Genomic DNA, 12034 nt, shown 5'->3' on the forward strand with positions numbered 1-12034 from the left:
AGCCGGTGGCCGTTCTTGTATCCGGACTCTCACTCCGACGCCGGGGCAAACGCCCGGATCAGGTGGGAACCCGTACACCACTTCTCAGGACGCAACCCCACGGTTGCGAAGTTCCACCGGATGGGTACAGAACGGGGCTACGGCCCCGACGATGTCGCCCTGCTGCGTTACGGAAGCCTGCCGGATCCGGATCCGAATGCGGACCGCCCTCTCAATCACGCCTACGTCGTGGGTGACTATGGAATAGAGGATCACGAGACTTTCAGGGAGGGCTTCCACGTGCTGCACAATCCCTGGGCGCGACTTCCCGTCCCCGACGGAGTCTTCTCCGGCATGACAGAGCACCGTCTCCGGGACGACGGCCTGGTACTGACCACGGCTGAACGGCCCGACTTCTTCGTCTCTCACACAGTCGTTCTTCACGCTCCTCACGCCCGTGCTGCAGCTCGCGCGTACGCGGCACGTTATCTGGCTGACAACGAGTCATCCACCTGAGGCATCGGGCTGCATCCTTTATGAGCGAGAGGGAGCTCGGTCGCTGCTGCAACCAGTACTGCGCCAGCTCCGCGTGGTGGTGCTGCGCTCCATGCACCCCACCCTGATCGAACCGCTCACCGTCGGTACGCATGTCCTGGCCGTCGGCTCCTGGGGCACCTTCGCCGACGGCCGCGTGCCCCAGCTGCGCCTGTTCGCCCAGGAGTCGTGGCAGATCGCGTACTGGCACACCGATGAGGACACCGGCTCGGCCACCCAGCCGGTCAGCCCGCCCGCCCTCACCGCCCACCAGCGTGCCACCGAGCGGACCGCGCGCGGCCCTTTGAAGCGGACACCGCGCTCCACGGGGGCCCGCCGACGCCCCGCCGCGCCCACGCGTTGCATCCCACCACACCCTGTGCCGCCGCCGGCGGAAGCCCCCGACGTCCCGCAGCGCAGACCGCACCCCCCTGTTCCGCCCGCGCCGTCCACCGATGCGCCGCGAACGCCGCCCCCGGCGCCTGTCGCACCCTCAGCCGGCTCACCGGCTGAGCAGCCCGCCGTCCCACCCAGGCCATCACATCCACCGCTGCCGGCGTCCCCGCCACCGCTGCCGAAGAGCCGTCGGCTCAGGGGGCTTTCCGGATGACTGGAGCGCCGCAGAAGGCGCCGCAGCTGACCTCGGGCCCGGCCGGCGGGCTGTGCCCTGTCTCCGGTGCACCGCTCGGCCGCCGTCAGGTCCGCCGCCCGCCGTCGGTTCGCCCGTGGCGGCACAGCACGGCAGCCGCCAACCGCGCCCCGACCGGTGCCGCGCCCGGGGCGCGGCACCGGTCGGCGAGCCGTCCGCCGACGGGCCGGCGCGGGTCTGTCTGCCATCGCCGGGTGGTCGCGCACCTGACGCCGCGGGGCCCCGGGGGGCCACCCTGCGCCCCACCCGGCCCCACGCCCACCGCGTGACGAGGCTCACAACGGTTGTAGACGCGCTGGTCAGGCCGGGCTTGCGGGCCTAACCCCCGCATCCGCGAATCTGAGCGCCGCCTGTCTGGGGGCCTTCCCCGAGACGCAAGGGCTGAGGGCCCTGCAAGGTCCCGCCACCCAACCAGGGGCAGCCCTGCCCCGATCCGACCGACAAGGAGACCGCACCCGATGTCCGACCAGACCCCGGCCGTTCCCACCCTGGCCGCCGACGACCACCAGCTCGCCCCAGCCCGCCAGCTCTTCATCGTCGTGCGCCGCAGCCTGCTCCTGGCGCTCGTCGCCGGAGGGATGCTGCTGGCGCTCGGCACGGCGGTGGTGGTGCGTCTCTGGCCGTCCTGGGCCGATCCGCTCAGCGCGGCCGGCGCGGTCCTGGGTGTCTACCTGCCAGGTGCAGCGATCCTGTATGCGGCGCTGCTCCGCCCGTGGGAGGGCCCTCGTCGGTGAGCGCGAGGGGCAGTGGTCCGTGCCGAGGCGCAGTCGGCGCGGACCACTGCGCACCAAGCCAGCACGCTGTCCTGGCAGGCGAGATACGTGATGAGTGGCTTTAATCACGAGTCGTGGTTCTGGCTCAGCTTTCGTGCAGCGGCCACGGTGAGTGACGGCTGAGCGTCTCTGGGCGGTACGCGAAGTCGCCCGAAAATGGGCGGTGGTCAGTGCAGCTGGGCTGACAGTCCGGGCCGTGGAAGACGTTGCGCTCCAGCTGAAGGAGCTGTTGTTCCCGGCGATCGCGGACATCGCGGTGCGGTCGGTGGACGTGAATATCGAGAACGTGCGCCTTGACGCGCAGTGCACCACGGCCGGCGCCGCCTGCCCGGGATGCGGAGTCTGCTCGACCCGGGTTCACAGCTCCTACCTGCGGTTTCTCGCTGATGTCCCGAGCGCCGGGCGAAGCGTCGTACTCCAACTGCGAGTCCGGCGGTTCCGGTGCGGGAACACCAAGTGCCCACGTCGGACGTTCGTGGAGCAGATACCCGGCCTCACCCGCAGAAACGGCCAGCGTACCGAACGACTGCGTTCCATCCTGACCGCAGTCGGCCTCGCCCTGGCCGGTCGAGCCGGCGCCCGCCTAGCTGCCGTGCTTGGCATGTCCATCAGCCGGAGCACGGTCTTGCGCCTGGTCGAGACGCTGCCCGAGCCGGAGGTGCCGATGCCTCGGGTGGTCGGTGTTGATGAGTACGCCACCCGCAAGGGCCGCCGCTACGGCACTGTCCTGGTGGACGTCGAGACCCGTCGTCCGATCGATCTCCTGCCTGATCGAGAGGCATCAAGCCTGGCCGCCTGGCTCGCCCAGCGGCCAGGGATCGAGGTCCTCTGCAGGGACCGCGCGCCGTTCTTCGCGGAAGGCGCCACAGCCGGGGCACCCCAGGCGACGCAGGTCGCGGACCGTTGGCATCTCTGGCACAACCTCGGGGAAGCCGCTGAGCGTGCGGTGGCCCGCCACCGCCAGTGCCTTCGGGTTCTGGTCCCCGATCCCGTGGCGAAGGCCGACGAACCGGCGCCGCCCGAGGAGGAGACGGACTCGCCATGGCGGAGCGAGCGGTTCGCCAACCGCGTCCGAGCCCGGCATGCCACGGTCCACGCGCTGCTGGAAGCCGGCCACAGCCGCCGCTCCATCGGGCGTCAGCTCCAGATGACCCACCGCACCGTCAAGAGCCTCGCCGACGCTGCGAAGCCGGAAGACCTCTTCCGCGGCCAGTGGCAGCACAACAGGACCTCCGTCCTCGACGAGTACAAGCCCTACCTGGACCAACGCTGGGACGAGGGCTGCACCAACGCTTGGAAGCTCTGGGAAGAGATCATTCCCTTGGGCTATCGCAGCAGCTACGGCCGGGTCAGCGCCTACCTGCGAGAGAAGCGCACCTCGCCACGGCCGGTCGCCGCGCAACCGCCGGCACCCCGCGTGGTGACGCGATGGATCCTCAGTCGACCCGAGACGCTGACCGAGATCGAGCAGCTCCGGCTCAAGGCCGTCCTGGCCAACTGCCCCGAACTCGATGCCCTGACCGGTCATGTCCGGTCCTTCGCCCACATGCTCACCGAGCGCCAGGGTGAACGACTCCCTCAGTGGCTCGACGCCGTCCGCCAGGACGACCTGCCCAGCCTCCACACTCTCGCGGCCGGCATCGACCGAGACCGCGACGCCGTCATCGCCGGCCTGACGCTGCCCTGGAACTCCGGCGTCGTTGAAGGACACGTCAACCGGATCAAGATGCTCAAGCGCCAGATGTTCGGCCGCGCAGGCTTCGGCCTTCTTCGCAAACGGGTCCTGCTCGCCCCGTCAGGGTCTTTGCGTGAAGTGATCTTGTCCGGTTTCATCCGGTGAGGCCGAGGAGGGCCAGGGGCCGACGGTAGTCGCGGGCCGCTCGCCGGAGGGCGGCTGCGATGTTCTTCTGGCCGTCTTGCCTGTGGAGGCCGATGGCCAGGTTTCGGAGGCTGGCCATCGTGCGGGGCAGTTGAGCGGTACGGATTTTGGAGTCGTCCTCGCGGAAGGTCCGGTCACGGACGTGGTGGAGGAGGTTCTCGATACCCCAGTGGCCTCTGATCCAGGAAGCGAGCTGGGCGCCGGTGGCCGCGCCGGGCGGCAGGCTGGTGATGAGGTAGACGCGCTCGATGGTCAGCTTGCCGGAGCCGAGGTCTCGTCTCCAGCGCACGACTTGGAGGGCCTGGCGGGCGTCGGGATAGTCCAGGTGGGCGAACGCGGCGGTCTTCAGCCGGCGGATCTCGTCGCGGTGGTGGGCCCGGGTGCGCTCGTAGTGGTCGAGGGTGATCTCGCGCCAGGGCAGGGTGCGGACGCGGCAGAACAGGCCGGGGTGGTTCTTCTTCACGACGGCGATGTAGTGGGCTCCTCGCGAGCGCAGGTAGGTGCCGTGGCTGTGCTGAGTGTGCAGGGCGTCCGCTGTGATCATGGCGTGGGTGAGGTCGATGCCGTTCAACAACGGGGCGAAGGAAGGGATTTCGTTGCTCTTGTCGGCGACCTGACGCTGGGCGAGGACCTCTCCGCTGTGCGCCATCGCGGCCAGCAACGAGATCGCCACAGTGGTCCGGGTGCGTGAGCCGCGGACGGTCTTGCCGTCCACCGCGATCGGCCACAGCGTGTCTGGCTCACGGGTGCGGGCTGTCCGTGCGGACAGGAAGGCACCGATCGCGGCATCCAGCGCGTCGCCGTCCAGACGGGCGAGTAGACGGCGCACCGTCGCCGGATGCGGGACCACCACCTGCCCGGTCAGGGGATCCGGGGTGAAACCGAGGGCGCCCACGGCCCAGCGCGGTGCGTCCATGATCCACTCGCCGATCGCAGCCAGGGAGCGGGCTCCGGCCGACACGGCAGCCGCTGCCGCCGCCAGCAGCGCGGACAGCGGATACCGGCGGCCCCTGCGATCCCGCGGGTCGGGCACCGCGTCCAGGAAGGGACGCAGACCGGCTGCGTCGACGAGGGGTGCGGAAGAAGGAGCCTGGGCCAGGTGCTCCAGCGCGACGGGTATGGGGGATGATGCAAGGGCAGGCACGGTCTCGTTCGGTTCTCATGGGTCTCGACAACCACATGATCACCCGGCCCGTGCCTGCACTGCTTCCCGGCCCCAGAACCAGACATGACGCGACGTCATGGACGAGGCGCGTGAACCGGACGGATCCGCTTCATGCAATGCCCTGGGCAGAGGGTACGGGCCAGTTACTCCAGGCCCGAGGGGATGGGAGAAGATGAGACGGCAGGCACGGTTTTCGGTTGTGGTCATGCGGATTCGACATCTACATGATCACCAACGCCGTGCCTGCATCGGCATCGGGCCCCGCACCAACGAGACATGGCAGCCCATCACCCGGCGATCTCACCCAACCCGCGACCTCGCAAAGTCCCTGCTCGCCCCGTAGCCGTGTTGTCAGTGCCTGATGCGAAGATCCGGGCGACCATACGCAAGGAGATCAGCATGGGCACCTGGGATACCGGTCCCTTCGACAACGACACAGCCGCGGACTTCGCCAACGCGCTCGACGATGCCGAGCCCGAGGCACGTGAAGCCCTGATCCGAGGCGTCCTCATCCGGACGATCGACGCAACCGGCTACCTCGCGGAAGCGGAAGAGGCGGTGGCCGCCGCCACTTTGATCGCGGCGCAATGCCAGGGAGGCGAACCCGTCGACATGTCCTACGGACCGGAAACACCGATGCCCGCGTTCCCTTCCGACCTTCGGGTACTCGCCGACGAAGCCCTCGCCCGCATCGTCGGCGACGAGGATGGGCCGGCCTCAAACTGGGTCGACCCGGAAGACTGGAAGCAGTGGCGAGCCATACTGACGCGCCTTCGCGCAGTGCTCGCCCCGCCACCCCCGTCCATTGCTCTCTTCGACGTCCAGCCGTAACGGAGCGTCACACAGCACGAAAGCTGAGCCAGAACCCGAGTCGTGGGTTCTGGCACAGATCTTGGGGAGCGTCGCCGAGCGTTACTTCCCTGCTCGATTGCGAGGAGTCTGGCTCGTGTGAGACGGCGTGCGCCTTGTCGTCTGGCACCAGGAAATGACGCTCCCTCAGGTATCTGCCTGTCGCTGCTGTGGACCGTTGCGAGCGGTGATGGTGCTGGTCATGCAGACCGATGCACCGTTCTGGGACTCGCTGGTTTTCGAGGGGATCGACGAGGTGGATGTCGAGGCGGTTTCGGCAGCGTTCGGCACGGTCGAGGTGGTGGCGAGAGGCCGCGCCGCTGGGGCTGCATGTCCGGACTGCGGCCGCTTCTCGGTCCGGGTGCATGACCGGTACCAGCGCAGGCTGAAAGACCTTCCGCTCGCTGAGCAAGGCTTTGTGATCCGGCTGACGGTCCGGCGCTTCATCTGCGGGGCGGCAGACTGTCCGCGCCGGACGTTCGCCGAGCCGTTCTCCCAGCTGGCCGCGCCGTACGCACGGTTCACCACTCGGCTCAACCGCGCCCTGGAGCGAGTGGGGTTCGCGCTCGCCGGACGGGCCGGCGCCCGGCTGGCCGCCCGGCTGGGCTTCGGCGCGGGACGGATGACCTTACTCCGGAGGGTCATGGCGCTGCCCGATCCACGGTTCAGTACTCCGCGGGTGCTGGGCGTGGACGACTTCGCGATCCGTCGCGGCCAGACCTACTCCACCGTGCTGACGAGCGTCGAAGATCATCGCGTGGTCGATGTGCTGCCGACGCGTGAAGCCGAGCCGCTGGCAGCGTGGCTGATCCGTCACCCCGGTGTGGAGATCATCTGCCGGGACCGGGCGGGTGCATACGCCGAGGGTGCCCGGCGCGGCGCCCCCGATGCTCTGCAGGTCGCTGACCGGTTCCATCTGTGGCAGGGCCTCGCCCGGGCCGTGGAGACCTGCGTCGCCGCCCACCGTGACTGCCTGCGCAACCCGTCGCCCAGCGGCACACTGCCGGAGACGACCCGTCCGAACCCTGGCCCGACGCAGGACGACTCGGACCCCAGCGGCCGGCGGGCCGAGCGTAAGAAGGCTGCACACGCACTGGTCCACGAACTGCTCACCCAGGGCCACTCACGCCGGGCGATCGCCCGGCACCTGGGCTGGGGCCTGAACACCGTGCTCCGGTACGCGAACGCCGCACGCTGGCAGGACACCATCCGCGACAACCGCCCTCGGCCCAGCAGACTGGACCCCTACAAGCCCTACCTGGAGCGACGCTTCGCCGAGGGATGCACCAGCGTCACCCGCCTGCACGGCGAGCTGGTCGCCGAGCAAGCTCCCGTAACCTACGGCATGGTCCGCGCCCACATCGCCAACTTGCGCGGCGCTCCGTCCGAGGCGCCGCCCCGGCCGCCGACGGTGCGGCAGGTGACCGGTTGGATCACCCGTCACCCCACGACCTTGGCCGAGGAAGAACGGGCCGGTCTGAAGGAGGTCCTGGCCCGCTGCCCCGAACTGGACACGGCCGCCGGACACGTCCGCGACTTCGGCGAGATACTCACTGACCGCCTCGGCTCCACACTCCCCACCTGGATCGACGCAGTCGACGCCAGCCGGCTCCCCGGCCTCACCGGCTTCGCAGTCCACCTGCTCCGAGACCTCGACGCCGTGACAGCCGGGCTCACTCTCGACTGGAGCTCCGGCAGCATCGAAGGCGCCGTCAACCGCATCAAGAAGATCAAGCGGCAGCTCTACGGCCGAGCCGGATTCGAACTACTCCGCAAGATGATCCTGCTCCAGTGACTCCTCACCGCCGTGCCAGTCTGTGACAGCTGCACCGTAGTGAAGCGGCCTGGGTCAGCCTGCTCGTCGGCTGGCGTTGGACTGTTCAGCGTCGTTCCACAAGATGGGCATGGCGCCGACCGGTGCGAATTCGATCTGCGGATCGGAGCTATGGACCAGACACATGACGCGGCGTCCGAACAACGCGGCCCGGCGGGCGTTGTCGGCGACGATGTCCAGGATGATCTGCGCGTTCTCCGGATGTGCTGCAGCGAAAACATCGAAGTCGGTGAAGACCAGGACCAGACCGGTGGCCTCCGGGGCGATCCCGTAAGCGGCGTAAACAGCGACATCGCCGAAGCAGTCGTCGAACGCGTCCAAGCTGCGTCCGTGGAAGTCGGGGAAGTCCAGTGCGGCGCCGATCCCTCTGAGGAGGTCTCCCTCCGATGAGCAGGCAGCCGCATCCAGACTCGTGACCTGGTAGCCGTGTTCGTCCAGCCACGCCGTGCACTCGTGCAGCAGGTTACGGCGCCAGAAGAGCGTGACGAAAGTGTTCATCACGAGGCGGAAATCGAGGTCGGACGCGGAGTCGGGGGTAAAGGCGGCCATGCTGTTGACCCTAGCCGGTCATGGTGTCAGCAGGACGCAGCGTCTCGTCACACTCCGTGCTTGCTCCCCAAGATCTGTGCCAGAACCGAGTCGTGACGTCAGTTGTTCACGAGTTTGGGAGTCACCCGGAACCACGGACGGGTGATGTTCACGAGTTTCGACGTCACCGGGGCACTTGCCAGGCCAGCATCGGGGTGATCCTGGTGAAAGGCCCTGGACATGCCGCAGATGTCGAAGGTCGAGCTGTACGCCGCGATCCGACGCGACCACCGAGACGGCATGACGATGCGGGAGATCTCGCGCAAGTACAACGTGTCGTGGCGGACGATCAGGAAGGCCGTGGACTCGGTCTGGCCGGAGCCGAGGAAGAAGCTCCCGCCCCGGGCGACCGCGCTGGACCCGTACAAGGCGACGGTCGACGGAATCCTGCGGGCCGACCTGGACGCGCCGCGCAAACAGCGGCACACGGTCACTCGGATCTTTCACCGCCTGGTCGAAGAGCACGGTGCCGAGGTCTCCTACCAGCAGGTCCGCCGGTACGTCGCCGACCGCAAGCCGCAGATCCTCGTGGAGTCGGGCAAGGCTCCAATCGAGGCGTTCGTCCCGCAGACGCACCAGCCCGCTATGGAGGCCGAGGTCGACTTCGGCGACGTGACGGTGAAGCTCGCTGGCGAGCTGGTGACCTGCTATCTGTTCTCCTTCCGCCTGTCCTACTCGGGTAAGGCCGTCCACCGCGTCTTCGCCTCCTGCGGGCAGGAGGCGTTCTTCGAGGGCCACGTCCACGCGCTGCGGACGCTGGGCGGGGTTCCGCGGAGCAAGGTCCGCTATGACAACCTGAAGGCGGCTGTCGCCCGGGTGCTGGGGCTGAGCCGGGCCCGGGTGGAGGCCGACCGGTGGATCGCCTTCAAGTCGCACTTCGGGATCGAGAGCTTCTACTGCCGGCCCGGCATCGAGGGCGCCCACGAGAAGGGCGGCGTCGAGGGCCAGATCGGCTACTTCCGCCGCAACCACTTCGTGCCGGTTCCGGAGGTCGAGTCGCTGGCGGAGCTGAACGAGCTGGTCGAGCAGTGGGACCGGCACGACGGGCGGCGCCGGATCGGGTCCAGGGCCCGGACGATCGACGAGTACTTCGAGGATGAGCGCCCGCGGCTGCTGCCGCTGCCGGAGGATCCGTTCGAGACGGGGCGGGTGTTCACTCCGCGGGTCGACCGCTACGGCCAGATCACGGTCCGCACCAACCGCTACTCGGTGCCGGTGAGGCTGATCGGCAAGCGGGTCCGGGTGCTGCTGCACGCCTCTCACCTGGTGGTCTACGACAGGAACGTGGAGGTGGCCCGGCATGAGCGGCTGATCGCCAAAGGCAGCTGTCGGCTGGAACTGGACCACTACCTGGAGGCTCTGATCCGCAAGCCGGGCGCCTTTCCCGGCGCGACCGCGCTCGACCAGGCCCGCTCCGCCGGGAAGTTCACCCCGGTCCACGACGCCTGGTGGGCCGCGGCGGTCCGGGCCCACGGCGACACCGAGGGCACCCGGGCTCTGATCGAGGTGCTGCTGCTGGGCCGCCACCTCGCGCACGAGCACATCGTCGCCGGCCTGGCCACCGCCCTTCGGGCCGGGGCCCTGACCGCGGACACGGTCGCGCTGGAGGCCCGCAAAGCCGCTCAGGCCGAGGATGAACCCGCTGCCGCCGAGGTCCAGACGCCGCGGCCGACTGCCGGGCCGGGAGGGGCGAGCGTGACCTTCCTGCACGAGTGGAAGCTGAACCATCTTCCGCCGGACACCAGGCCGCTGCCCTCGGTGACCCACTACGACCAGTTGCTCCGTCACCGCCGCGCCGGCGGCGGTGACCTGCGAGAGGGAGAAGCTCCATGACCACCCTGCCCCGCCAGCGGAACCTGACCGAGCAGGCCGCGACCACGGCCATCGACACCGCCTGCCGGCTGCTGCGGCTGCCGTCGATCCGAAACGAGTTCGCCGAGATCGCCGACCGGGCCGCGAAGGACCAGATGACCTACCGGGGCTTCCTCGCCGAGTTGCTGATGACTGAATGCGACGACCGGGCCCGACGCCGCTCGGAGCGCCGGATCAAGGCCGCCGGGTTCCCCCGGGACAAGTCGCTGCGGACCTTCGACTTCGACGCCAATCCCAACATCGATCCGGCTGTGGTCAACACCCTTGCCAGCTGCGAGTGGATCAAGAAAAGCCAGCCGCTCTGCCTGATCGGCGACTCCGGCACCGGCAAGTCCCACATGCTCATCGCCCTGGGCACCGAGGCCGCCATGCAGGGCTACCGCGTCCGCTACACGCTCGCCACCAAGCTGGTGAACGAGCTGGTGGAAGCCGCCGACGAGAAGCAGCTGAACAAGACCATCGCCCGCTACGGCCGCGTCGACCTGCTCTGCATCGACGAGCTCGGCTACATGGAACTCGACCGCCACGGCGCCGAACTCCTCTTCCAGGTCCTCACCGAACGCGAGGAGAAGAACAGCGTCGCCATCGCCTCCAACGAGTCCTTCGGCGGCTGGACCAAGACCTTCACCGACCCCCGCCTCTGCGCGGCCATCGTCGACCGCCTGACCTTCAACGGCACCATCATCGAGACCGGCACCGACTCCTACCGGCTCGCCTCGACCCGGGCGCGGACCGAAGCGCCCGCCACAGCCGGCTGACCGTTGCATGATTCAGCTTGATGGTCCTCCACCCCAAGGATCATCAAGCACTGTTTCGGGGATGTTCGCCGTGAGCATTTCGTCGATGCAACTGCGCAGCCCGACGCCGGTGGGGTCGATCCAGGTGAGCCATGGCACCGGCTGGAGCAGGCCGTCGTATTGACGGGTGTCGGGGTCGGTGAGGAGGGCGCGGAGCTCGTCGGGGGCGGGGTCGGTGACCAGGCACAGCCAGGCCAGGCCGGCGCCGATGCGGACCTCGGGCGGTCGCCCGGGATCCGACCACAGGCCCCGGGCCCACTCGAGAGCGTGTTCATCCTGGTGTTCGCGGGCGAGTTGGGCGATCGCCAGGATCAAGCTCACCCGGACTATCGCATCGTCTTCCTCCTCCAGCCTGGACTGCAGAGCAGAGGAGACGTGTGAAAGCTCGCCGGTCGCAGCCGCCAGAACGTAGGCGGTCACGGAGCGGACCTCGGGGTCGGGGTCGGAGAGAAGCGGGAGCAGAAGGTGCAGGTCGTCCGTGACGGCCTGACGGGCGGCCTGGATCGTCCAGTCCACCGGGCACATCGTGCTGCCCTCGATCATCAACGGCTCCTCGGCGACCTGGAGCAGGCCTTCCCGCGATCCGTCCCCCATGTGCTGACACCGGCCGATCTCGGCGACCAGGCGAAGTGTTTGGGCACGGAGTTCGGGGCGCGCGGTCGCCGCGATCCGGAGCAGGAACGGCACCGCCAGTGCCCCCACCGCGATCGTGCCGCCCTGGTGGTGAAGACTCGTCCAGAGTTGCCGCAAGGCCCCGTCGGCAGCTTCGGCGTCCCCGGACGCGAGCGTGGCGAGCCGGCCGGGGATCTCCTCGCCCGGGCCGTAGAAGTGCCGGAACCGCTGCCAGGGGACCTCGTCGTATCTGAACCCGTCCTTGACCTCCCGCGGGATCGCGCTGACGGCCGCCCGCACGTCGCAGTCCGTGCCGACCCACCGTTCCGGCCAGTCGTCCCAACGGTCGTCGTCCATGGCTTGGCCTTCCAGTCCATCGACAGCATCCGAACGCCGGGAGTCTAACTGCCTGTTCTCTATCCGCCCGCGCGGTCGGGCAGGTTCGAACGAGGTCCTGGTTCGGGTGAGTTGTCCGGGGCGGGTGCATGAAGGAAGGGCCTCTT

Annotated in this window: 10 protein-coding genes; 7 read left to right on the plus strand and 3 right to left on the minus strand. The window is 68.8% G+C overall.

Annotated elements, in window-relative coordinates; genetic code table 11:
- The 3 genes from OO52_RS51295 to OO52_RS44620 all read left to right on the plus strand — a co-directional run.
- A partial coding sequence (locus tag OO52_RS51295; RefSeq protein WP_234340012.1) for a hypothetical protein occupies positions 1-495 on the plus strand: 495 nt, incomplete at its 5' end.
- 1125 nt (positions 496-1620) lie between these two features.
- On the plus strand, positions 1621-1896 hold the full coding sequence (locus OO52_RS44615; RefSeq protein WP_030659016.1) for a hypothetical protein: 276 nt from the start codon (positions 1621-1623) through the stop codon (positions 1894-1896).
- 235 nt (positions 1897-2131) lie between these two features.
- On the plus strand, positions 2132-3775 hold the full coding sequence (locus OO52_RS44620) for an ISL3 family transposase (RefSeq protein WP_051819135.1): 1644 nt from the start codon (positions 2132-2134) through the stop codon (positions 3773-3775).
- Here the strand turns inward: OO52_RS44620 and OO52_RS44625 are convergent.
- Positions 3765-4958, minus strand: coding sequence for an ISAs1 family transposase (locus OO52_RS44625; RefSeq protein WP_030659012.1), 1194 nt, complete (start codon positions 4956-4958; stop codon positions 3765-3767). The genes OO52_RS44620 and OO52_RS44625 overlap by 11 nt on opposite strands.
- Positions 4959-5378: 420 nt before the next feature.
- Here OO52_RS44625 and OO52_RS44630 point away from each other — a divergent pair, with 420 nt between their 5' ends.
- Complete coding sequence (locus OO52_RS44630; RefSeq protein WP_030659009.1) at positions 5379-5810, plus strand: DUF4259 domain-containing protein; 432 nt, start codon at positions 5379-5381, stop codon at positions 5808-5810.
- A gap of 127 nt (positions 5811-5937) precedes the next feature.
- Positions 5938-7623 (plus strand): ISL3 family transposase, encoded by a 1686-nt coding sequence (locus OO52_RS44635; RefSeq protein WP_234340013.1) that lies wholly within the window; start codon positions 5938-5940, stop codon positions 7621-7623.
- Positions 7624-7677: 54 nt separating this feature from the next.
- Here OO52_RS44635 and OO52_RS44640 read toward each other — a convergent pair whose 3' ends face one another.
- Positions 7678-8211: a barstar family protein gene (locus OO52_RS44640; RefSeq protein ID WP_030659006.1), complete on the minus strand. Its 534-nt coding sequence runs from the start codon at positions 8209-8211 to the stop codon at positions 7678-7680.
- A gap of 228 nt (positions 8212-8439) precedes the next feature.
- On the opposite strand from OO52_RS44640, the gene istA reads away from it, so the two are divergent.
- Both istA and istB read left to right on the plus strand, forming a co-directional pair.
- Positions 8440-10083 carry an IS21 family transposase gene (istA, locus tag OO52_RS44645; RefSeq protein ID WP_167347963.1) on the plus strand — a complete coding sequence of 548 codons (1644 nt, stop codon included), beginning with the start codon at positions 8440-8442 and terminating at the stop codon, positions 10081-10083.
- Positions 10080-10880 (plus strand): IS21-like element helper ATPase IstB, encoded by an 801-nt coding sequence (istB, locus tag OO52_RS44650; protein ID WP_030658996.1) that lies wholly within the window; start codon positions 10080-10082, stop codon positions 10878-10880. The genes istA and istB overlap by 4 nt, the downstream gene beginning before the upstream one ends.
- Positions 10881-10892: 12 nt before the next feature.
- Here istB and OO52_RS53755 read toward each other — a convergent pair whose 3' ends face one another.
- A complete protein-coding gene (locus OO52_RS53755; RefSeq protein WP_234340014.1) occupies positions 10893-11888 on the minus strand; it encodes a hypothetical protein in 996 nt (331 codons plus the stop codon).
- Between the last annotated feature and the right edge of the window lie 146 nt (positions 11889-12034).

This window comes from Streptomyces flaveolus (assembly GCF_000716535.1).
GTDB lineage: Bacteria > Actinomycetota > Actinomycetes > Streptomycetales > Streptomycetaceae > Streptomyces > Streptomyces flaveolus_A.